This window comes from Streptomyces yerevanensis, assembly GCF_000716805.1.
In the GTDB taxonomy this organism is placed as follows: domain Bacteria; phylum Actinomycetota; class Actinomycetes; order Streptomycetales; family Streptomycetaceae; genus Streptomyces; species Streptomyces flaveus.
Window position 1 is genome coordinate 22,863 of sequence record NZ_JNWJ01000059.1, and the last position, 22,263, is coordinate 45,125.

At 69.5% G+C, this 22,263-nt stretch carries 22 protein-coding genes and 1 pseudogene; 17 read left to right on the forward strand and 6 right to left on the reverse strand.

Features of this window, described 5'->3' with window-relative positions; translation table 11 throughout:
- The first annotated feature begins 42 nt into the window (after positions 1–42).
- From OP79_RS39270 to OP79_RS39285, 4 genes are all read left to right on the forward strand, one after another.
- A complete protein-coding gene (locus OP79_RS39270) occupies positions 43–1,068 on the forward strand; it encodes a C40 family peptidase (RefSeq protein ID WP_033327477.1) in 1,026 nt (341 codons plus the stop codon).
- A 32-nt stretch (positions 1,069–1,100) separates the two neighbouring features.
- Positions 1,101–1,322, forward strand: a complete 222-nt coding sequence (locus OP79_RS39275; protein WP_033327480.1) for a hypothetical protein — start codon at positions 1,101–1,103, stop codon at positions 1,320–1,322.
- Positions 1,323–1,391: 69 nt separating this feature from the next.
- The gene (locus OP79_RS39280; RefSeq protein ID WP_033327481.1) at positions 1,392–1,631 is read left to right on the forward strand and encodes a hypothetical protein; all 240 of its coding nucleotides are present in this window, start codon (positions 1,392–1,394) and stop codon (positions 1,629–1,631) included.
- A 97-nt stretch (positions 1,632–1,728) separates the two neighbouring features.
- Entirely contained in the window at positions 1,729–1,986 is a 258-nt protein-coding gene (locus OP79_RS39285; RefSeq protein WP_033327484.1) for a hypothetical protein, read from the forward strand.
- A 404-nt stretch (positions 1,987–2,390) separates the two neighbouring features.
- Here the strand turns inward: OP79_RS39285 and OP79_RS39290 are convergent, their stop codons facing one another.
- From OP79_RS39290 to OP79_RS39300, 3 genes are all read right to left on the reverse strand, one after another.
- A complete protein-coding gene (locus OP79_RS39290) occupies positions 2,391–4,022 on the reverse strand; it encodes a multicopper oxidase family protein (RefSeq protein WP_033327486.1) in 1,632 nt (543 codons plus the stop codon).
- A 75-nt stretch (positions 4,023–4,097) separates the two neighbouring features.
- The gene (locus tag OP79_RS39295) at positions 4,098–4,541 is read right to left on the reverse strand and encodes a DUF6153 family protein (protein WP_033327488.1); all 444 of its coding nucleotides are present in this window, start codon (positions 4,539–4,541) and stop codon (positions 4,098–4,100) included.
- Positions 4,542–5,067: 526 nt separating this feature from the next.
- Positions 5,068–5,394 (reverse strand): hypothetical protein, encoded by a 327-nt coding sequence (locus OP79_RS39300; RefSeq protein WP_033327491.1) that lies wholly within the window; start codon positions 5,392–5,394, stop codon positions 5,068–5,070.
- A 277-nt stretch (positions 5,395–5,671) separates the two neighbouring features.
- Between OP79_RS39300 and OP79_RS39305 the strand changes: the two genes are divergently transcribed.
- The 5 genes and pseudogenes from OP79_RS39305 (at position 5,672) to OP79_RS57450 (ending at position 11,211) form a co-directional block, all read left to right on the forward strand.
- Positions 5,672–6,562, forward strand: coding sequence for a DUF5134 domain-containing protein (locus OP79_RS39305; RefSeq protein ID WP_245685604.1), 891 nt, complete (start codon positions 5,672–5,674; stop codon positions 6,560–6,562).
- 649 nt (positions 6,563–7,211) lie between these two features.
- Positions 7,212–7,511, forward strand: coding sequence for a heavy-metal-associated domain-containing protein (locus OP79_RS39310; protein ID WP_033327495.1), 300 nt, complete (start codon positions 7,212–7,214; stop codon positions 7,509–7,511).
- Positions 7,512–7,621: 110 nt separating this feature from the next.
- Positions 7,622–8,176, forward strand: a pseudogene (locus tag OP79_RS39315) (cation transporter); the annotation flags it as partial.
- A gap of 462 nt (positions 8,177–8,638) precedes the next feature.
- Complete coding sequence (locus OP79_RS39320) at positions 8,639–10,084, forward strand: MFS transporter (protein ID WP_033327500.1); 1,446 nt, start codon at positions 8,639–8,641, stop codon at positions 10,082–10,084.
- A 770-nt stretch (positions 10,085–10,854) separates the two neighbouring features.
- Positions 10,855–11,211 (forward strand): NADH-quinone oxidoreductase subunit A, encoded by a 357-nt coding sequence (locus tag OP79_RS57450; RefSeq protein WP_033327502.1) that lies wholly within the window; start codon positions 10,855–10,857, stop codon positions 11,209–11,211.
- Between the two features lie 11 nt (positions 11,212–11,222).
- Here OP79_RS57450 and OP79_RS58320 read toward each other — a convergent pair whose 3' ends face one another.
- Positions 11,223–11,684 (reverse strand): hypothetical protein, encoded by a 462-nt coding sequence (locus tag OP79_RS58320; RefSeq protein ID WP_106972594.1) that lies wholly within the window; start codon positions 11,682–11,684, stop codon positions 11,223–11,225.
- A 3-nt stretch (positions 11,685–11,687) separates the two neighbouring features.
- On the opposite strand from OP79_RS58320, the gene OP79_RS55570 reads away from it, so the two are divergent.
- From OP79_RS55570 to OP79_RS39360, 7 genes are all read left to right on the forward strand, one after another.
- Positions 11,688–12,713, forward strand: coding sequence for a hypothetical protein (locus OP79_RS55570; protein WP_342669576.1), 1,026 nt, complete (start codon positions 11,688–11,690; stop codon positions 12,711–12,713).
- Positions 12,706–13,650 carry an NADH-quinone oxidoreductase subunit H gene (locus tag OP79_RS39335; protein ID WP_033327505.1) on the forward strand — a complete coding sequence of 315 codons (945 nt, stop codon included), beginning with the start codon at positions 12,706–12,708 and terminating at the stop codon, positions 13,648–13,650. The genes OP79_RS55570 and OP79_RS39335 overlap by 8 nt, the downstream gene beginning before the upstream one ends.
- Positions 13,651–13,718: 68 nt before the next feature.
- A complete protein-coding gene (locus tag OP79_RS39340; RefSeq protein ID WP_033327507.1) occupies positions 13,719–14,279 on the forward strand; it encodes an NADH-quinone oxidoreductase subunit J in 561 nt (186 codons plus the stop codon).
- A complete protein-coding gene (locus OP79_RS39345; RefSeq protein ID WP_033327509.1) occupies positions 14,276–14,581 on the forward strand; it encodes an NADH-quinone oxidoreductase subunit NuoK in 306 nt (101 codons plus the stop codon). The genes OP79_RS39340 and OP79_RS39345 overlap by 4 nt, the downstream gene beginning before the upstream one ends.
- Positions 14,578–16,431: an NADH-quinone oxidoreductase subunit 5 family protein gene (locus OP79_RS39350; RefSeq protein ID WP_033327511.1), complete on the forward strand. Its 1,854-nt coding sequence runs from the start codon at positions 14,578–14,580 to the stop codon at positions 16,429–16,431. Before OP79_RS39345 ends, OP79_RS39350 begins: the two co-directional genes overlap by 4 nt.
- Before the next feature lie 5 nt (positions 16,432–16,436).
- A complete protein-coding gene (locus tag OP79_RS39355) occupies positions 16,437–17,942 on the forward strand; it encodes a complex I subunit 4 family protein (RefSeq protein ID WP_211270944.1) in 1,506 nt (501 codons plus the stop codon).
- Positions 17,939–19,357: an NADH-quinone oxidoreductase subunit N gene (locus OP79_RS39360; RefSeq protein WP_033327515.1), complete on the forward strand. Its 1,419-nt coding sequence runs from the start codon at positions 17,939–17,941 to the stop codon at positions 19,355–19,357. The genes OP79_RS39355 and OP79_RS39360 overlap by 4 nt, the downstream gene beginning before the upstream one ends.
- Before the next feature lie 62 nt (positions 19,358–19,419).
- Here the strand turns inward: OP79_RS39360 and OP79_RS39365 are convergent, their stop codons facing one another.
- Together OP79_RS39365 and OP79_RS39370 are read right to left on the reverse strand one after the other, a co-directional pair.
- Positions 19,420–19,620: a hypothetical protein gene (locus tag OP79_RS39365; protein ID WP_033327517.1), complete on the reverse strand. Its 201-nt coding sequence runs from the start codon at positions 19,618–19,620 to the stop codon at positions 19,420–19,422.
- Between the two features lie 102 nt (positions 19,621–19,722).
- Positions 19,723–21,204, reverse strand: coding sequence for an MFS transporter (locus tag OP79_RS39370; RefSeq protein WP_033327519.1), 1,482 nt, complete (start codon positions 21,202–21,204; stop codon positions 19,723–19,725).
- Between the two features lie 290 nt (positions 21,205–21,494).
- Between OP79_RS39370 and OP79_RS39380 the strand changes: the two genes are divergently transcribed.
- A complete protein-coding gene (locus tag OP79_RS39380) occupies positions 21,495–22,169 on the forward strand; it encodes a TetR/AcrR family transcriptional regulator (protein WP_033327522.1) in 675 nt (224 codons plus the stop codon).
- Positions 22,170–22,263: the final 94 nt, after the last annotated feature.

A 22,263-nucleotide genomic window follows, 5' to 3' on the forward strand; every position in this document is an offset into this window, starting at 1 on the left:
CCCGTCGCCCGTTCCACAGACGCGCAGAGGAGTCACTCCACGATGGGAACGCACCGTCGGCCGAAGCCGCCCAGCCGCGCCAGGATCGCCACGCTCGGCATGGCCGCCGGCGCCGTCAGCCTCCTGCCGACGCAGAGCCAGGCGGCCCCCAACCCCACGGTGGACGAGGTCCGCAAAGAAGTGGAACGGCTCTACGAGGAGGCTGAGGGCCCCACCGAGCAGTACAACGCCATCCGCGAGCAGCAGAAGAAGCTGCAGCGCGAGGCCGACCGTGCGCAGGACCGCCTGGCCCGCAAGCAGCAGGAGATCAACGAACTGCGCGAGGAGATAGGCCCGTTGGCGGCCGCGCAGTACCGCAGCGGCGGCATCGACCCGAGCGTGCAGCTCTTCCTGTCCGGTGACCCGGACGACTACCTCGACAAGGCCCAGATGCTCGACCGCACGAGCAGTCGGCAGGCCGAGGCCCTGCGGGCGATGCAGAGCAAACAGCGCGAAATCGCCCAGGAACGCGAGGCCGCCCAGAAGCGTCTGAAGGCCCTGGAGGAGACGCGCACCAAGGCCGCCAAGACGAAGGACGAGGTCCAGGACAAGCTCGCCAAGGCGCGCGAACTCCTGAACAGCCTGACCGCTGCCCAGCGCGCCAAGATGGAAGCCGACCAGGAGCGCGAGGACGCCGCCGCGGGCGCCAGCGACTCCCCGGCTACGTACAACGGCCCGGCGAGCGGCCGCGGCAAGGCCGCACTCGACTTCGCGTACGCGCAGCTCGGCAAGCCCTACGAATGGGGCTCAACCGGCCCCAACTCCTACGACTGCTCAGGACTCACGGGCGCCTCCTGGCGCGCGGCGGGCGTCTCGCTCCCGCGCACCGTCAAGCAGCAGTACGACGCAGGCCGCAAGGTGGCCAGATCGGACCTGCAGCCCGGCGACATCATCTACTGGTACAACGACAACCAGCACAACGGCATGTACGTCGGCAACGGCAAGGCCATCCACGCGCCGCGCACCGGCAAGAACATCGAGATCGTCCCGCTGGACTCCATGCCGTTCTTCGCCGCGAGCCGGCCCTGAGCATCAACGCTCGTACCGCCCGAGGAACTTCAGTGACCGCATACCCGGCCGTCCGCACCCTGCTCGCCATGGCAGGCGCTTCGATCGCCCCCATGGTCCTCGCCGCCTGCGGAGGCGGCACTGTCGACACGGGCGCGGCGGCGGACACGTCGGAGTCCTCGGGGGCGCTGTCCCACGTCCACGGCCTGGGGGTAGACCCCGCTGACGGGCGTGTGTACGTCGCCACCCACAGCGGTCTGTACACCGTGGCCTAGGGCGAGAAGCCGAAGCTCGTCGGCGATCGCAAGGACGCCCAGTCCTCCTGGCGTCGCATCCTCGGCCCCATGGGGCTGGCCGTTCTCCTCACTGCGGCCGTCAGCTACTTCGGTCTGCGGGCGGTGGCGGACGGTCTGGGCGAGTCGCCTGGAGAGAGCGGACACAGCCACGGTGGCGGTACGGAGACGTCCGACGAGCACGCCACCACAGAGGAGTCCCCGGCGCCCGCCATCGAACCCACGGCACCGGAGACGAGCGCGTCAACCGACGCCGAGACCGGCCGCGTGGAGGACGGACACGGCCACTGAGACGCGGGGCCCGGCATGAAGAAACTACTAAGCCCCTTAGAGAAGCTCGGGTAACATAGGCGTCGCACATCCCCAAGAACGGGGGACCGGAGGGGATATGACCGGATACAGCGACGCCTACACCCAGAGCAGCATCAGCGGCGCCATACACATCGCGTCAGACATCAAGGAGGAGGAGAACGAGCTCCTGTCAGGGATCTCCAACATCAGCCTCATCGTAATGGCGCTGGTAGTCGCCATAGTGTTGATCCTGACCGCGGAACTGGCGTGGAGAGAGAGGCGCCAGCGCAGGCAGGAAGAGCCGACGACGCCAGCCCCTCAACCCGATGCCCGCGAGGGTGAGATCTCACCGTGACCGTCCGGACGCCGGCCAGGCCAACGTACTAATGCATTTAGCGGACCACTGCAGACGTCTCTGCCGCGTAGCCCACGAGGCAAGCCGGCATGGGTCGTGTTTGCGGCCCTGACTGCCGCGTTGCTTGCACTCTCGTCTGTGACGACACGCACTCCCCCGAGGAGGCGTCCGAGCACTTCTTGATCCGCGATAGCCGGCGGGCCGACAAGCGCGGGGCCTCCGCACCCACGGCTCCCGCTGAATGCCCGGCATGTCAGCTTCTCCTCAATCGCCGTACGGCGCCCAACTCCCCTGCGTCATCGACGTCGCGCGCAGGCCGGAGAGCTGCGAAGCCATCCCGCACGCCGTGTCCGGACGCGCCCACCGCCAGCCGATGGGCCCGCCCGGACGGCGTGAGGTGAACGTCAGGCCGGGTAGGCCACGTTCGCCATCATCCCGGCCTCGCCGTGGTACGCGTTGTGGCAGTGCAGCATCCACTGACCCGGGTTGTCGGCGTCGAAGAAGACCGACAGCTTCTTCTTGGGCAGCACGATCGCGGTGTCCTTGCGGGGGCCGGATGCGCCGATCTGGTACGTGTGGCCGTGCAGGTGCATCGGGTGCCACATGTCGGTGTCGTTGACGAAGTCGAGCCGTACGCGCTGACCCTCCTCGATCATGATCGGGTTCGCCTCGGGGCTGTCCATGTCGAAGGGCTTGCCGTTGATGGCCCAGTCGTACTTGTCCATGCCGCCGGTCAGTTTGAGCTGGTGCGTCACGTCGGACTTGGCAGACTTGAGCCGTACGTCGTCGTCGGCGCGCAGCTGGGCGGCCGTCATGATCATGCCGTCGAGTTCCTTCGGGCGGACGGTCGGCTTCGGGGCGCTCCCCGAGCCCGTGCGCACCAGGGCGAAGCCGTTCGCGTTCTTGCCCTCGGCCTCGGCGACGAGCGGGAAGACCCCGTCCCCGAGAGTGACGAGGACGTCGTAGCGCTCGCCCATACCGACCAGCAGGGCATCCACCTCCTGGTGCTGGACCGGAAAGCCGTCGGTGTGGGTGATGGTCAGCTTGTGGCCGCCGAGGGCGACACGGTAGGCGGTGTCCCCGCCCGCGTTGATGATCCTCAGCCGTACCTTCTTGCCGGGCTTGCCGGTGTAGACGTCCGGGTCGGCCGCCACCCTGCCGTTGATCAGGTGGTGCGGGTACTTCACGTCGCCGGCATCACCGCCGAGCAGGTCGCTCTCGGCGCCCATGAGCATGAACTTCATCGACATGCCGTCCGAGTCCGAGGACGCGGAGGCTGAGGGTGACGCCGAGTCCCCCATCTCCATCCCGCCCATGTCGTGCATGTCGTGGCCCTCCATGCCGCTGGAGCTGGAACTGCTGCTCTCCCCCGTGCCCATGTCCATGCCGCCCATGCCCTGCCCGACCTCGGCGAAGACCTCGTCGGGGGTGCCGGTGACCCCGTCGACCCAGTCGTCGAGGAGGACGACCCACTCGTCGTCGTACGACAGCGGCTCCCTGGGGTCCTCGACGATCAGCGGGGCATACAGGCCGCGGTCGAGCTGGACACCGACGTGCGGGTGGAAGAAGTACGTGCCGGGCGCGTCGGTGATGAACCTGTACGTGAAGGTGGAGCCGACCCGGACGGCGGTCTGGGTGGTGGGCGGCACGCCGTCCATGTCGTTGCGCATGGCAATGCCGTGCCAGTGGATGGACGTGGTCGTCTTGTTCGGGAGCTGGTTCGACAGCTCGGCGACGAGGGTGTCGCCGACGGAGAGCCGGATCTCCTTGCCCGGGGCGCGGCCGTCGAAGGCCCAGGTCTTGGCCATGACGCCGCCGCCCAGGTCGATCGTGGCGGGCGCCGCGGTCAGGGTGACCTTCTGCTGGCGTCCGGTGCTCTTGCGCTTCTTCTCCGCGGCGGCGACCGCCGAGCCGGAAGGGGTGACCAGGGCGTTGCTGCTACCGGAGCCACTCGCATCGGTGCAGGCGGTGAGTACTCCGGCGCCTGCGACTCCCAGCCCGGCGAGCAGGACGGAGCGGCGGTTGATGCTGTTCATGGTGTTGTGTCCTCTGCTTCGAAACTGCCGATGTGGTCGCGGAGGGACGGCACATCGCGCGCCGTCCGGCGCGGCCTATATGCGCAGTTGCGAGAGGACGGACAGATCGGGCGGGGCACGGCCGACCGTACCGGTGGGGGCACGCCCTGCCACGGCACGCTCCAGGTCCGCGGGCGGGTCGAACGCGCTCTGGCCTGGCGCGGCCAGCTGAACGGAACCGACACTCGCCGTGGCGCAGTGCTGCATACCGGACATGGCGCAGGCGCCGGAATCCACGCCGTGCCTGGACGTTTCCGAGGCGGAGGGTGTTGCCTCGCCCGCCATCACATGACCCGTGTGCGCCATCGCCTGAGTCGCGTGGGCGGAAGCCGGCATGCGAGCAGAGCCGGACATGGGCGAGGCGGACGTCATGGACGTCTCGTGATGGACGAGCACGGCCAGCGCGACGCACAGGGTGAGGAACACCCCGTACGCCCAGCGGACGGCCATGCCGCCGCTGTGAGCCGCCCGTATCGCCATGAGTTCCACCTGTGCCGTGCCGACTGGTCACCGGAGTCGCATCCTACCCCCCGGGGGTACTTGCGGCTTCACGGCCCGATGAGATCTTTCTCGGCCCGGAGCCCTCCGTACGACGAGTCCGCCCGCGGGCAAGGACCGAGCCCCAACAGGAGCGCCGGCATCAGCGAGATGGCAATCCCGCCCGGTCAGGTCGACCTTGAGGCCGCTACCGGCAACCCCGGGGCCGTCGCCCAACAAGGTCTGGAGTTCGTCCGAGACGTGGCCGCGGGCGGTGCCAGCACTTGCGCGCTGCTTCCTGTCGCACCATCCACGGCCACGCTCATCGTCCGGTCGCGCGCGAGCGCGACCGGGGTCCGCTGTGCCGTCGATGCGGCAGCGGAAGCACGAATCACCTTAGTACTTCCTGAGAACAGTCCCGGTCGTCCGCCGCGAGGAAAAGGCGCCCTCGACCAGCCCGGGCAGTCGGAGCCGGCCGCGGCTTCGCTGGGCGCGCAGACTGGGGCAGCGCCAGCAGTCACAGTCCCGCTCACACCATGTCATCGGCATCGGCATCGGTGACCGGCCGCCCCTGCGCGTCGAGGATGGCGAACCGGATCTCGGCGCTGCGCCCGCGCTCGATCCGCGGGGTCTTCAGGTCGACCGAGTAGCCGTGGGCCGAGACCTGCAGCCCCTCGGGTACTTCTGCGGCGTCGTCCGCGCCGCCGGCCTCCGCCCCCTCGGTCTCACGGCCGGTCTGCGTACCCGGTTCGGTATCCGCGTCGTCGGATCCGGCGAGGCTGCCCACGCCGTATGCCGCGCCGAACACGACGGCGAGCGTCGCGGCGAAGCCAGCTGTCTTCGGCCAGGTCTTCATCAAGGTCTCCCGGGAAGGGCCGACACCGGCCCCAGGACGGTCGACCAGGTCAACGACTTCGGTTGAGGCCGTCCGGCCGCAGGCCGTTCCGGTACTCCTACAAGCCGTCGACCGGACCGCGGTACGCAATCCCACCGGCCGCCTGAACGCCCTCCGACTCCGAAACGTACTAAGGGCACTAGCAGTTAACGCCCCACGTGGCGCCTCGCGGTGCTTCGTACGACGAGGCGGCGCCAGCAGCGCAGGCCCGCCGGCTCGAACGAACGGGAAGGTGAAGATGGGAATCCTCGCGCTCAGTTGGGCCATCGCGTTGGTCTCCGCCCTGGTGGCCGCCGTCAGCGCGGTCCGGATGGCGACCACCAGCGGTGAGACCCGGTTCGCGGCGGGCGGCGACCTGCTGATGGGGCTGTGCATGGCGGCCATGGCCCTGCCGGCGACGGTCGGCTGGTACGCGGGCTACGGCATGTGGTGGGCGGTGGCGTTCGGCATCCTCGGGCTCGGGGGTGTGGCGATGGCGGTCAAGCACGCGCGCACTGGGGGGTGGAAGCACGGCCGTCACTGGGTGCACCTGATCGTCGGTAGCTTCGGCATGGTGATCATGACGCTGGCCATGACGAGCACGTCGTCCGGTCCGGTGCTCGCGCTGGGCGGCGGGCACTCCATGGCCCACATGCCGGGCATGGAGAACACGGCGAGCGCGACGAGCACGCACGAGATGGAGGGCATGGATCACACGCACGGCATGGAGTCCACGCACGACATGGGGTCCATGCACGGAATGGACATGCCGGGCATGACGAACGCCGCGGCCGACGCCGGTTCCTCCGCCGGATCCAGTTCTGTATGGCGCTTCGTGGTCGCGGCTCTCGCCGTCTACTTCCTGCTGTCGATCGGCGCGTCCGTGTGGGCGAGGATCCGGGGCACGCGGCGAGGTGGTCGGGGTGCCGGCTCCCGGGGAGGCTGGGGCCGCTGGCTGCTCGCCATGCCGGACACCGTGCTCGTCTACCTGGCGTCGCTGACGCTCTCGGTGTGGGACAGGACCAGGACGGGCCAGCGGTCAGGCCACGGGCGGCGCCGCAAACTCGGAGCCGCGCACGACGCGGCGCTGGCAGCGCATATCGGCATGGGCGCGACCATGTCCGCGATGCTGCTGATGATGGCCGCGTGAAAGCCGGTCGAGTCGTCGCCGACCGGTAGGACGACGCCGCGCATGGGCGAGCGCGGCACCGTGATCGGCATCACGCCCCACGGAGTGGCCTCAGCACAGGCTCGTACAGCTCGGCAGGGACCTGTATCGCTCAACAGGGGCCGGCATCCGCGAAGCCGTTTCGCATTCGGCGGTTGGACGGGGAACGGAGGAAGGGCAGCACCCGCCAACGACCGCCGCCAGGGCGCCTCGTCCGAACCCCGGCAATGCAGGATCGCGTACTCCACGGCGAAGAGGTGAGGACGGCTGTCACCTGCAGACCCGCGTCCTGCGTGGAACGGGAGAAGATCTCGGCCGCGGCGGGTTTCGTACCCCTCGCACCCTCGCAAGCCGCCTTGAGTTCACCGCCCGGTCCAGTACCGGCTCGGCGAGCAGCCACCAGAATCCTCCGCTTCGGCAGCGACAGCCCTTTTCGCAGCGGGTGTCATCGCGGGCCGCGACATCTACTCAACGGTTGGCGAGACAGAAACCGGCTGGACCGACCGTGTATGCAGCCCCACAGGTTACGGAGATACCCCTAGGGGGTATAGTGTTCGATGTCGCGGACAGGGCCGGGGACAACACCCCTCCCTGAAAGCAGTCCACACACCCACACTCCGAGGAAGTAGCCATGACCACCCAGACGAACTCCAGCTCCAGCTCCGGCTCTTGCTGCGGCTCCTGCGGTTCCGGCGCCACGGTCGACATCGAGGGCGCCGGTGTCACCACCACCTACAAGGTGTCCGGCATGACCTGCGGCCACTGCGAGAGCTCCGTCTCCCAGGAGGTATCCGCTCTGGACGGCGTCACCGCGGTCAAGGCCGTCGCCAAGACCGGCGAGGTCACCGTCACCTCCGCCGCGCCGCTCGACGAGGCGGCCGTCCGCGCCGCCGTCGACGAGGCCGGCTACGAACTCGTCGGCCGCGTCTGACTACCGCCTCCGGGGCCCCGGCCCCGGACACGCGATTCTTCCCCGCCGGGACGTACCGCTCCGCTGATACGGACGCCGTACGTCCCGGCCTCGCCCCTGGAAATGCGCCCATGACCAGCACGGCTCCCGAGAAGGCAGTCCCCGACACAGCACCCGCCCCCACCTCCGAGGTCGAGCTCTCCATCGGCGGCATGACCTGCGCCTCGTGCGCGGCCCGCATCGAGAAGAAGCTCAACCGCATGGGCGGCGTCACGGCGACCGTCAACTACGCCACCGAGAAGGCGAAGGTCTCGTTCCCGGAAGGCGCCGAGGTCACCGACCTCATCGCCACCGTCGAGAAGACCGGCTACACCGCCGAGGAGCCGCCCCTGCCCGCGTCCGGCACCGCAGGCGAGGCCCAGGAGGCGCAGGCCGCTCCGGCGGCGGACGGTGAACTGCTGCCCCTCCGGCAACGTCTGTACGTGTCACTGGTTCTCACCGTGCCCGTGGTCCTGATGGCGATGGTGCCGGCCCTGCAGTTCGACAACTGGCAGCGGCTGTCGCTGACGCTGGCCGCTCCGGTCGTCGTCTGGGGCGCCTTCCCCTTCCACAAGGCCGCCTGGACGAACACCCGCCACGGCGCCGCCACCATGGACACGCTGGCATCCATCGGCACGCTCGCCGCGCTCAGCTGACGGCCACGACCAACACGGCGGCAGCGAAGGACATCTGCCTGCCACTCAGAAGAACGTCCGGTTGGTCAGCAAACTCAAGCTGAGCAACGTGGTAGAAGGCAAGATCGCCGACATCGGTGTCCACAAGGGCTACGCCTACCTCGCCTCCTGGGGCCCCGCTCGGCATGTCAGCCGGTGTTCCTTGCGCAGTCACCGGACACGACGAGCCGCAGTCTCAGACACAGCCCCAACATCCTCTTGAGCAGGACGATTTCGGCAGACCCCACCCCGCATACCGAACGGCAGGAGCGGCTCGAGGTAGTCAGCGGCAGCTCTCCGATACCCATACAGCGGAGCATACCCCTAGGGGGTAACAAGAAAACAGCACTAGCCCCCTTACATACCCCCCACCCGTATGCTAACTTGCCTTCCCGTCATACCCCCTAGGGGTATAGAGAGAGGGAGGGAAACCTCATGTCAACCGTCAGCCCCCGGCGCTGGTGGGCACTCCTCGTGCTCGCCACCGCCCAGTTCATGGTCATCATGGACACCTCAATCATCGGCGTGGCCCTGCCCGAGATGCAGCGCGATCTCGGCTTCTCCCAGGGCGATCTCCAGTGGGTGTTCAACGCGTACGTCATCGCTTTCGGCGGCCTACTGCTCCTCGGCGGCCGACTCTCCGACCTGCTCGGCGCCCGACGGATCTTCGTAAGCGGCTGGACCGTACTGATCGCCGGCTCCGTAGTGGCCGCAGCCGCGACGACCGCCTGGGCGGAAGTCCTGGGCCGCGCCGTCCAGGGCGTGGGCGGCGCGCTCATCGCACCTGCCTCCATGACCCTGCTGATGATGCTCTTCAGCCACGACCCGAGGGAACTCGGCAAGGCCCTCGCGCTCTACGGCGCAGCCGCCCCGGCCGGCGGCACCGCGGGCGTCTTCCTCGGCGGCGTCTTCACCGAATGGGCCAGCTGGCCCTGGGTGTTCATCATCTACATCCCGATCGGCGTCGCCACCCTGCTGGCCACCGGACTGTTGCCGTCGGTCGCGAGCCGACGCGGCGCCATCGACGTTCTCGGTGCAGCGTCCGTCACGGCCGGTCTCGCGCTCGCGGTGTTCGCCGTCGTCCGGGCCCCCGAGGTGGGCTGGGGCGCGGGTCAGACCGTCCTGGAGCTGATCGGCGCCGCCTTGCTGCTCGGCCTGTTCCTCGTCATCCAGCGCTCGATCAAGGCGCCGCTGATGCCTCTCGGCGTGTGGCGCACCCCTGGCCTCGCCCCGTCGAACCTGGCGATGACGCTGCTCGGCGCGGCCTGGATCCCGATGTGGTACTTCCTCAACCTCTACCTGCAGCAGGTACTCGGCTACGGGGCCTTCGCCAGCGGCGCCGCGCTGCTGCCGATGACCGGTCTGCTGATGCTCTTCATGACGATGGTCACCGCGCGACTACTCGGCCGCTTCGGCCCGAAGCCGCTGATCGTGGGAGGCTTGTTCGTCCTCGCCGCGGGCCTGCTGTGGCTGGCCGCCGTAGAGCCGACCGGCACGTTCGTGGTGGATGTCCTGCCGGCCTCGCTGGTGGCCGCGCTCGGCATGTCACTGGCGTACATCCCGGCGATGATGGCCGCCATGTCGGGCGTACCCCAGGAGCAGGCGGGCCTGGCCTCCGGCATCGTCAACACCACCTACCAGGTGGGCTCCGCCCTCGGCCTGGCCGCGCTCACGGCGCTCGCCACGTCACAGGGTGCGGGCGAACTCGGCGACCTGCCGACCCTCACCGATGGATTCAGCGCCGCGTTCCTGGCAGCCGCCGCCATCGCGGCCGCCGGTGGCCTGCTGACAGCACTGCTCATGCGCGGCAGCAGGTCCACGAACGGCCGGCGGACGCACGAGCCCGCTGCCCGGCCGCGGGACGAATCCGTGAGCACCTAGGAGGCCATTGGAACTGTGTGATACCGCCGTGGACACGGGCGACTCGACGGCCACCGCACGGTCCTTCAGAAGGGCAGCCCCCTTCGAGGGACCGAGCGGTGGCCGCAAGCTCTCTTGACATCTGGTGAGCAGATCTCCACATTCCGGAACGTCATACGCCAGGCTGGCGCCGACCTTCCCAATTACCTAAACTCCTTAGTAGATTCTTTAGCGGGCTCGGCGAGCGACCCACGGCCCACCCGGGAGGCCCGATGCCTCAATTCCTGTATCCACTACTCCTCCTGGCCTGCCCGACAGGCGTGGGCCTGCGGCCTGATTCTCGGCACGATCGCCTATGCCATAGCCCGCCTGGTCAGCACACACCAGAGCCGGCGCCCTGGCGTACTTTGCGCCGGTGCAGCCGGCGCTCGCCGTGGCGTCGATAGCTTTGCTCGTCCACGCGCTGGTCCGGCGGTTGCGCCGCACCGCGAACGTCTGCGCCGTGCCTTCGTGATGGCCGCTCCACCGGGCACAGCCGTCCTGGTGTACCCGGAGGGGGTATGCTAACTTCCCGTCGTATCACCATCACTCACCTGGCGATCCTGGCCCGTGGGCACCGGCTCTGGAGGGCTGGCACGGCGTACGCCGTTGACGGACACCACCGCTGGAGGCAGTTGACGCCGGAGCGAAGCACCTCGTCAGCCCTGGTGTCGTACGTTCCGCACGTCACGGTTGGCTGCCACGTTGCCGAAGGGGTAACCGTCGGGAGCAATCGTCGACAAGGGGGCCGTGTGCAGACATCCGACTGGCAACCGGTACTGATCCTGCTCGTGCTCGTCGTCGCAGCCGTCGTTCTGCTGCACGCCCTCTCCATCACACTGCGGGCCGTCCGCGAGCCGCTGCACACCGGCCCGTTCAGCGGAGGTCTCGAACCGCGGGAGCATCCCCTTTCCCGGTTCCACGTGCGCTGGTACCCCGTCACGATGGTCTTCCTCGCGTTCGACATGGAGATGCTCTTCATGTACCCGTGGACAAAGGTCGTCTCGGCCGTCGGCACGACCGCGGTCGTCGAGATGTTCCTCTTCCTGGGCGTGCTGCTCGCGGGTGTCGGATACGCCTGGCGGGAAGGGGCGTTCCGGTGGAGTTGAGGCGCAGGCTGCTACGAACGGCCGTGTCCCGGCCGGGAGTTCTGCTCGCGGTCTGTCCCAGTGCCACGCGGGAGCGGCTCGCCGTCGAGGCGGAGTTGGCGCGTCGCGGATGGCCGAGTGTGAGCGCTCCAGCGGCGGCGGACCTGCTGGTGGTCCTGGGTGATCGCGAGGCCGAGGAGAGTGACTGGGTCGAGAACCTGTGGCACGCCATTCCGGCACCCAAAGCCCGAGTGGAGGTCACGCATCCCGACCGCACCGCCGACGCCCTCGATCGCGGACTGACCGAGCTTGCGCACGGCCAACTCCGAGGCCCGGCCGAAACCTCGGACCATGATCATGGTGCGGACGCCGGGCATGGCGAGCGGCCGGAGGCGGACGAGCACGCAGAGCACGGCGGGCACGAGGTACACGGTGACCACGGCGATCACGACATGCACACCGGACACGAGACGCATGATGAGCACGACGGTCATGACATGCATCGTGCACACGAGGCACACGAGGCACACGAGGCACACGAGGCACACGAGGCACACGAGGCACACGAGGCACACGAGGCACACGAGGCACACGACGAGCATGGCGGTCACGACATGCACGGCGGAGACGAGGCGCACGGCGACCACGACATGCATGGCGGTCACGACATGCACGGTGGACATCACGGGCACGCCGGCCACGACATGGGCGGTCTCGTGGATGGCTTGCCCATGGCCGACCGGGCCGATGACCGGGACGGGTTGAGGCTCGACCGGCTGCACGTGCCGCTCGGGCCCGCGCTCGCCGACTGGCCCGCGGGGCTGATTCTGCGTATGGCTCTGCAGGGTGACGTCGTTCAGGAGGTGACCGTCGAGACGGTGCCCGTTCCGCCGTCTCCGCGTCCCCCCTCCTGGGACTTCTGGGACGAACCCTGGCTGCGGACCGCCGCCGGTGAACGTGTCTCGAAGGGCGACGCGGCACGACGGCTGTGTGCGGCGCATCTGGACAGCCTGGGCAGGTTCTTCGCCGTGGCCGGGTGGGCCGACATGGCCGCCCGTACCCGGTACGTACGCGATCGAGCCCTGGCTGGGGCCGACGCCGCCGAACTCACCTCTCTCGTACGTCCCTTGATCCGTCGGGCCGAGCGCTCGTGGACCCTGCGCCGACTCACGACGGGGCTCGGGGTACTGCGTACGGGGCAGGCGCGTCACGCCGGAGTGACCGGACCGGCCCTGGTCGCTGACGGCGATGCGCACAGCCGCATGCTCGTGTGGCTCGACGCGGTCGGGCGGAGCGCGGCGGCCTGCGACGACACCGAGACGCTGGACCTGGACGGGGCCGAGGCCATCGGGCCCCGCGGGCGCGTCGACGGGCCCGTGCCCCCGTCGCAGGCGCTGCTGGACGTCCTGCCCGGCCTGCTCGAGGGCATCGAGTTCGCGTGCGCGCGGATCATCGTCGCGAGCCTGGACCCGGACCCCGACGAGCTCGCGCACGTACCGGCTGCAGGGATGCTCCATGGCTGAACGCACGCCGCTGTGGGCGGTCTTCGTCCTGCCTGCCCTCCTGGTCGCGGTGGCGCTGGTGACGGCCGGCGTCGATGCCGTACTCGCGGCCGGTGCTCGGACCGGGCGGCCCGCGTCACTCCGCGAGGTGGCCGTACGGGCGGCAGGTCCCGGCCGTGAGGTACTGCGGCAGCTGGTGCAGCAGCCGCGGCGGACGCGCGCGTCCGATGTACCGCTCGCCCGCATCGGTGCGGCCCTGCTTCCCGTCGCCGCGGTCCTGGCCGCCGTCGTACTGCCGCTCGGCTTCCGGTCGGTGAGCGATCTGCCGGACGGGATCGTTTGGTTCAACGCGATGGAGGCGCTGGCCTGGGCAGCGGTGTGGCTGGCGGGCTGGGGGCCGAACTCGACCCTCTCGCTCATCGGCGGCTACCGCTTCCTCGCACAGGGGCTGGCGTACGAGCTCCCGCACATGCTGGCCATCACCACGGCCGCGCTCGGGGCGGAGTCGCTGCGGGTCGGCGAAGTCGTCGACGTCCAGGCGGAGTTGTGGTTCGCGGTGTGGATGCCGGCGGCCTTCGGGATCTATCTGCTCAGCGCCATGGCGATGGCCTTCTGGGGTCCGTTCGACCAGCCCGCCGGACAGGACGTGGCGGGCGGTGCGGCCGCCGAACTGTCGGGCGCGGACCGCGTGCTCTTCCTCGGCGGCCGATGGCTGCTGCTGGTCGTGGCAGCGGCGTTCAGCGTGCCGCTCTTCCTCGGCGGCGGGCACGGGCCACTGCTGCCCGGCTGGGCATGGACCCTACTCAAGACGGCCGCCGTGCTGGCCTTCCTGGTCTGGGCCCGGCGCAGGATTCCCACCCTGCGCATGGAGCGCTATCTGGAGCTGGCCTGGGTCGTGCTGACCCCGCTCGCCATCGCTCAGGCGCTGGTGGTGGCCGTGGTGGTGCTGAACCGGTGAACTCCATGAACTCCATGAACTCCATGAACTCCGTGAACTCCGTGACGAGAGCGAGGTGACGTACGCAAATGGATGTCGCGGTCTTCTGGATCCTGGCCGTCCTTGCGGTCGTCAGCGGCGTGTGGGTGTTCCGCTTCGACTCCATGGCCAGAGCGACGTTCTCCCTGCTGACCTCGCTGCTGTGTGTGGGCGGTCTGGTCATCCTGCTGGGGCTCGACTATCTGGGCATCGTCATCGTGCTGATGATGACCATCGAGATGGCCATCATGGCGGTCTTCATGGTGATGTACATGATGAACCCGGCCGGGCTCATGCCGATGACGATGATGCACAACAAGAAGGGCGCGGCCGTCGTCTGCGGTCTGGTCTTCGCGCTTCTGGCCGCCGGAATCCTGCTGGCTCCCTGGCCCGCGCGCCGGGGCAAGGCCCCTGCCGATCCGACCATGGAACTCGGCATGTCCCTGATGGGCCCGCAGATGCTCACCATGATGACGCTCGGCCTGGCGCTGTTCGCGACGATCGTCGCCACGGTGGTGCTGGCCACCCGACGGGGGCGGTACGACCGGCTGGGCGACGATCTGCGGGCACGGCACGCGGACGATCCCGTACGGGGCGGTGTCGGCCGGTGACTCTGGAACTGCTTCTGCTGGTGGCCGCGGCGCTGTTCTGCGTCGGCCTGTTCGGGGCTCTCACCCAGCAGTCGATCGTGATGCTGATGATGGGGCTCGAGCTGATGCTGGGCGGGGTCATCCTGGCCGCCGCGGCCGCCTGGCACTACATCGCGCCTGCGGCGGCCGACGGTCAGGTGCTGATCGTCCTGGCGGTCACGGCGATGGCGTTGGAGATGGCGGTCGGGTTCGCCGTGGTCACCGCGCTGTTCCGGTCGCGGGAGGTCGACATGACCGACATGGCGGCGGAGTTGAAGGAGTGAGCGCCCTGATGTGGGCGCTGGTCGTCCTGCCGCTCGGTGCCGGTGCGCTGCTCCTGATGGTCGGGCGGCGGGCCGATCGTGCCGCGCCGGGCATGGCGCTCGCTGCCGCGGTCGCCGCCCTGGGGCTGGCCGTCGCCGCGGCGTTCCGGCATCCGTCCGCGCGGGCGCCGTTCCTCGACGGACTGCCGGTGCGGTTCGCGGTGGACGGGCTGTCCGGACTGCTGGCCGTCACGATCACCGCGGTCACGCTCGCCGTACTCCTCTTCAGCGCGGCGGAGTTCGGGGCGGGCGAGGCGCGGGCGCGCTTCTTCGGGCTGATGCTGCTGTTCGCAGGGAGCATGCTCGTCACGGTGACCGCCACGACCCTGCCCGTCCTGCTGATGGGCTGGGAGGTCATGGGCGCCACCTCGTGGGCGCTGATCGGCTACTGGTGGCGGGATCCGGAGCGTACGAGCGCGGCCGACACCGCGTTCCTCACCACCCGTACCGCTGACCTCGGCCTCTATCTGGCGGCGGGCGCGGCGCTCGCGAGCGGTCATGACTCGGCGCTGTCACTCGACGGGCTGGCGCGCGCCGAGGAGCCGTGGCTGTCCTTCGTCGCCGCGGGCCTGATCGTCGCCGCCTTCGGCAAGTCCGCCCAACTGCCTTTCAGCTTCTGGCTGTCGAAGGCCATGCAGGGTCCGAGCCCGGTGTCCGCGCTGCTGCACTCGGCGACCATGGTCGTCGCCGGGGCGTACTTGCTGCTGCGGACCGGGCCGCTACTGGACGCTTCCGGCTGGGGTGACGACGTGGTCGCGTGGACCGGCGCGGCCACCGCCCTCTTCCTCGGGCTCGTCGCGGTGGCGCAGACCGATCTCAAGCAGCTGCTCGCCGCGTCGACGTGCGCGCAGATCGGCTTCATGGTGCTCGCGGCGGGGGCTCATGCCGCTTCTGGCGGCACACTCCAGCTCATCGCCCACGCGGGGGCGAAGAGTCTGCTCTTCCTCGGGGCGGGCGCGTGGTTGACCGCACTGGGCACGCAGCGACTCCCCGGGCTGATGGGCGCCGCGCGCCGGCACCCGGCAGCCGGTGTGGCCTTCACCGTGGCCGCGCTCTCCCTGGCCGGGCTACCGCCGCTCTCGCTCTGGGCCGCCAAGGACGTCCTGCTCGCCGGCGCTCTGGAGAGCAGCCCCTGGCTGTACGCCACCGGGCTCGCCGGCGCCGTACTGTCCGCGGTCTACAGCGCCAAGGTCCTGTGGTACCTGTGGCGCCCCGCTGTGTCCCGCCCCGATGCCCGGCCCATCCCCGGCGGAGCGGTGGCGCCCCTGGTCCTGCTGGCCCTGGCGTGTGTCGCGCTGACGCCACTGGCCTTCGCTCCCCTGCGCGACAGCGTGGAGCGCGTACTCGGTCTCCCCGCTGGAATCGAACCCTCCCCGCATCCCTGGGAGTTCGCGCTCTCGGGCACACTGGCCCTCCTCGCGGCGGCCGTCGCCTGGGTCTGGGGCTCACGCCAACTGCCCCTGCCCCAGCGGGCGAAGACGGGTTTCCGTGACTGGCTGGGCCTCGAACGTGCCGCGCATGTCCTCCTCGTCGCGCCGACGATGCGGCTCGCCCGGGCGGCGACGGCCTTCGACGACCGGGTCCTCGACCGCGCCGTGGACGGTTCCGCCGCGGCCGCCGTACGGCTCGCACGCTGGACGGACGATGTCGTGGAGCGGGCCGTCGACGGCACCGTGGGCGCGGTCGCCGCCGGGACCCGGGCCCTCGGACGCTGGTCCCGCCGCCCGCAGACCGGTCAACTGCACCAGTACCTCGCCCAGGCCGTCGCCGCCTTCACCGTCCTCGCCGTCGTGTTCGTCCTCGTGAGGTGACCCCCTTGCTGACCGCCCTCGTCTTCGCGCCCACGGCCGTGGCACTGCTCCTGTTCGCCCTGCCGCGCCGCACCTCACCGACGGTGTTCCGCGTCGTCTGGGTGGCGGTGTCGGCCGTCGAACTCGCCCTGGTCATCGGCCTGTGGGCCGGATACGACTCCGCGGAAGGGATGCAGTACGAGGAGCGCGCCCACTGGATCCCCAGCGCCGGCGTCGGCTACCACGTCGGCGTCGACGGGCTGTCGCTTCCACTGCTCGCCCTGACCGGCCTGCTGTTCCTCGCCTGCGCGGTGTACTCCCTGCGCGAGAACCGCCGTATCCGCGAGTTCGCCGCGCTGTTCCTCTTCCTGGAGACCACCTGCCTGGGCCTGTTCGCGGCCCTCGACCTGATCCTTTTCTTCGTCTTCTTCGACCTGTCCATCGTGGCGATGTACTTCGTCATCGCCGGATGGGGTCACCGGCACGCGGCCCGCGCGGCGTTGAAGTTCTTCCTCTACACCTTCATCGGGTCACTCGCCCTGCTGCTCGGCTTCATCGGCCTCTACCTCGCGGCGGAGCCCCACACCTTCGACATGGTGGAGCTGACGGAGCAGAACCCGCTCGCCGGGCGCTCCGTCTACGGAGCCCTGGTGCTGCTGGCCGTCGTCGTCGGCCTGGCGGTGAAGACGCCGACGGTGCCCTTCCACACCTGGCTGCCGCCGGCCCACGTCGAGGCGCCCGCCGCCGGTTCGGCGATCCTCGCCGGGGTGCTGCTGAAGATGGGCACGTACGGGTTCGTACGTATCGCCATGCCGATGCTCCCCGAGGCCTGGCGCCGCTACGCGATCGTCCTCGTCGTCATCGGTGTCGTCTCGGTCCTCCACGGTGCTCTGGTGGCCCTCGCGCAGACCGACTTCAAGCGGATGGTCGCCTACACCTCGGTGAACCACATGGGGTACATCGTGCTGGCGGTCGGCGCGGCCGCCGCGACGGCGGACGGTTCCGAGCAGGCCCGGTCCCTGGCCGTCACCGGCGCGGTGACACAGATGGTCAGCCACGGCCTGCTCACCGGTGCGCTTTTTCTGCTCGCGGGCGTGCTGTACGAACGCGGACGTACCTATGACATGGGCGCGTACTCCGGACTCGCCGCCGTGGCACCGGCGTTCGCCGCCATGACGGGCGTCGCCGCCTTCGCCTCGCTCGGGCTGCCGGGCTTCTCCGGCTTCATCGCCGAGTTCCAGATCTTCACGGGCAGCCTCGGGCCACGGCCACTGGCCACGTCCCTCTCGGTGCTCGGCATCCTGCTCACCGCCGGGTTGTTCCTGCGCGCGCTGCGGCAGGTGTTCACCGGGCCACTGCGGCTGCCCGACGCGCCGGGTACGCCGCGGGTGTTCCCCGAGATCCGGGCGCACGAGAGCGCCGCCGTCGTGCCGCTGCTCGTGCTGGCCGTGGTCCTCGGCGTGGCGCCCCGCTTCATGCTCGACGTCATCGAGCCGGCCTCGCGGTCCGTCCTGGAGTTGCTCGCCCGATGACCGAGATGAACGAGAACCCCCTCTACCTCCTCCCCGAGGTGCTGCTGGCAGCCTCGGCCGTACTCGGGCTGCTGCTCGGCTCCTGGCTGCCGCGCGCCCGGCAGTGGGCCGTGGGGCTGCTGGCGGCCGTCGCGTGTGTGGCGGGGATCGTCGCCGCGGCGGTGGCCGCCGCCGAGCCCGCCAGGACCGCCTTCGGTGACGCCTTCACCATCGATCCGGTGACCAGCACGTCCCGGATCGTCGTGCTCGGCGGCACACTCCTCGTACTCGGCGTGTCCTTCGGTCCGCTGCGAGCGGATCCGAGGGAGAGCGAGTTCTACGTTCTGGTGCAGCTGGCCGCCCTCGGCGCGCTGATGATGGCCGGGGCGCAGGACCTGCTGCTGCTCGCCGCCGCGTACCTGCTGGCGAGCATCCCCGCCTATACCCTCGCCGGGTTCCGCAAGGACGGGCCGGGCACCGAAGCCGCCCTCAAGTTCTACGTGGTCGGCGCCCTGCTCGGCGTACTCATGCTGACCGGCATCACCGTCCTGTACGCGACCGGGCGCGGGACCGCGTATCCGATGCTCGGGGAGGCGCTGCGCGACGCACCCGAGGTGCTGATCGCCACCGGGGCGATCGGGCTGCTGGCGGGCGTGCTGTTCAAGGCCGGGGGTGTGCCGGCGCACTTCTGGGTCCCCGACGCCGTGCAGGGCAGCAGTCCCCCGGTCGCCGCGCTCCTCACAACCCTGCCGAAGACAGGGGCACTTGCCGCGCTCTTCCGGCTCGGTGACGCGGTCTTCGCGGGCAGTCCGCTGCCCTGGCCGGCGCTGATCGCCGTACTAGCCGCCGCGTCCATGACGCTGGGCAACCTCGGTGCGTTCTTCCAGCAGGACGTCAAGCGGCTGCTCGCGTACTCGACGATCAGTCAGGTCGGCTATCTGCTCATGCCGGTGGCCGTGGCCGGCCGCTCGGACCTCGCTCAACAGGCGCTGCTGTACTACCTCGCGGCCTACACCGTCACCAACCTCGGCGCCTTCGCCGTGGTCTGCGCCCTCCCCCGCGCCCACACGCTGGACGACTACCGGGGCCTCGCCAAGGAGCACCCGCTGCTGGCCGCGAGCCTCGTCATCTGCCTCCTGGGACTCGTCGGCACACCGCCGACCTCTGTCTTCCTCGGCAAACTCGAAGCCTTCAGCGCCGCCTTCGACGGCGGCTACGCCTGGCTCGTCGCCCTGGCCGCCGCCAACACCGTGGCGTCCCTCTTCTACTACCTGCGCTGGATCGTGCCCGCGGTATCCCGAGGCGGGTCCTCGCAGCCGGCCGAAGGCGACCGTGCGGCGCGCGTCGTCGCGTACGCCGCCGCAGTCGTCTCCCTCGGGCTTGGGATCGCCGGCGGACCTGTGCTGGACGTGCTCACCGCACCGATCACCCGCTGACAGCACATGCCGTCCCACCCTGACTTTGGGGGCATCACTGTCGGAGGGCGTTGCCGACGCGCTCAGCGGCGACGGGGAAGCACGATCATCGCCGCCGCGGCGGGCAGGGCGGAGACCGCGTCGCCGGTGTCCGAGCGATAACGGGCATTGAAGACACTGCCGAGGACAGCGATCCCGAGAACTCCCCCGATTTCGCGAGTGAGGTCGTTCAGCGCGGAGGCGACGCCCTGTTTGCCGGGCGGAAGTGCGGCGACGATGCTCAAGACCCGCTGGCAGTCGAACAGGGGATCCGCCCCTCCCGATGCCCTCGACACCGGGCTGCCCTTACATGGTGTCGGCACGGCCGAAGCCGTGCCGACAAACCTTCAGTGCGCCACGACCGGCCCCTGCGCCGGGTCCGGGCGTCCCGCCGGCAGCAGCAGCGCGCCAACGGCGGCGACCGCGGCGGCAATGATCGCGCAGGCCGTGAAAGCGTTGTCGAAGCCGCCTGTCCCGGCCGCCGCCCCTGCCCTGCCGCCTTCCAGGCTCGCTCCGGCGATGGTCGAGATGACGGCGACGCCGAGCGCCGCGCCGAGCTCGTGCGACGTACTCACCAGGCCGGAGGCCAGCCCCATGTCTTCGTGCGGCATGCCGTTCATCGCGGCCGTGGTGGCGCAGACGAAAGCGGTACCAAGAGCGAGCGACAACAGGGCGAATCCAGGCACGAGGTCCGTCCAGACCCCGCTGCCCGCGTCCAGACGGGTCAGCACTGCCGCACCGGCAGCGGTCAGCGCAAAGGCGATAACGCCGACCGGCCGCCAGCCCAGCCGGGCGACGAGATGGGAGGCGGCGTGCGCTCCGAGCGTGATGGCCACGGCCACTGGCAAGAAGACGAGTCCGGTCTTCAACGCGCTGAAGCCCAGGACATGTTGGACATAGAAGGAGCTGAGGAAGAAGGTCGCGATCAACAGGCCCGACGCGGCCAGCATCACCACGCTGCCACCGACGAGCGAGCGACGTGCGAACAGCGCGAGCCGTACGAGCGGTTCACGCACCCTCCGTTCGACCGCGACGAAGACAGCCGCCGCCAGCACAGCGCCGATGAGCGGCAGCCAGGCGCCCGGTGCGTCGAATCCGTGGTCGCGGGCCCGGACCAGTCCGTAGATGAGCAGCCCAGGAGCGGCGGTGAGGGTAAGCGCACCCACCAGATCGAGCGAGCTGCCGACACCCGAAGGCGCCACAAGCGAACGGGAGTTGCCCAACAAGGCCGGCACACCGAAGAGCGCGACCAGCCCCACCGGGACGTTGATGAAGAACACCCACTCCCAGCCCGGTCCGGAGACGAAGACGCCGCCGAGCAGGACACCCACCGCGGATCCGGCACCGCCGATCGCGGCCCACACGCCGAGGGCCTTGTTGCGGTCGGGTCCGTGGAAGAGAGCTGTGACGAGCGCCATCGCGGCCGGCGACATCAGTGCCGCACCGATGCCCTGAGCAGATCGGGCGGCGATGAGCATCTCCCCGCTCACCGCGAGTCCGGAGGCGATGGACGCAGCGGTGAACACTGTCAACCCGGCCACGAAGGAGCGTAGTTTTCCGATCGCGTCCGCAAGCCGTCCGCCGAGCAGCAGCAGACTGCCGAAGAAGAGCGTGTACGCCGTGACGACCCAGGTGAGCCCCGAGCCACCGAGGTCGAGGTCGTCACCGATGGTCGGCAGGGCGACGTTGATGACGGTCACATCGGCGATCAGCATGAACTGGGCGAGGCAGAGCAGGGCCAACAGCCGCCATCGATGCGGGTGTTCTGCTGAGGAGCAGGACCCGTGCGGGTGTGGATCCGAGTGGGCTGATTCCGGTACGTGGCTCATGACTGCTCCTCAGGAAGGCTGGCGGAATCGTCACGACATGCCGCAAGGACAAGGCCGAGGCACCCGCCGAGCAGGGCGATCGAGGTGATGGTGAACATCGCCGGCCGGGCCCACGGTGAGCACCTCGCGGACGGCAGGGGCGGCGGCTGCTGCACCCGGCCAGCGCCTACGCGGCGGCAGAACGGCAGGCCCGGCGCCTGAACGAAAGAGACAGCACTCATGAACTGCACAGTACAGTTCATTTCAACTGAACTCAACAGTTCAGTTCAGTTGCCAAGTAAGATACGGCCATGGATCACGAGGCAGCCACCGCCAAGCGTCCGCCTTCCGGAGCGCGAGCCGAGCAGAAGCGCGCGGCGATCATCGCCGCCGCGCGCGAGACCTTCCTCAAGGAAGGCTTCTCGGCCGGCATGGACCTCATCGCCGCCAGGGCAGGCGTCTCCAAGGTGACCATCTACAACCACTTCGGCAGCAAGGAAGCGCTGTTCACCGCCGTCATCGCGGATGCGCTCGACGCCCCTCTCGGCGGAACCCTGGTCGCCGCGATCGATCAGCTCGCGGAGGCCGACGACCTGCGCAAGGCCCTCATCGAGGCGACCCAGGCCTGGGTCGCGAGCGTCCGCGACAACCCCGACGTCCTGGCCATGCGGAACCTCGTCGCACGTGAGCTGCACCGTTTCCCCGAGCTCGGCAGGGCTTGGCAGCACCAGCCCCCCGGACACCACCACCCGGCCATGGCAGGCGCACTGGAACAGCTCGTGGCCAAGGGCCGACTCGCCATCCCAGACTTGGAGGTGGCGATCATCCAGCTCTACTCACTACTGCTCTATCCGCACCTGGTCTTCAGCACGTACGGCACCGAACTCGACGCCGACCTGACCGACCGGCTGATCGCACAGGGAGTAGAGATGTTCCTGGATCACTACGCTCCGGCCGACACCGAAGCGACGCCCGTGAGGAATTGACGTCTCTCCCGGCTGAAGCCGGGAGATTCCCGCCTGGCCGCCGTTGTTGAGCGACGGCCTTCGGGTGGTTCCTGTTTCATCACCCACCGCCCGG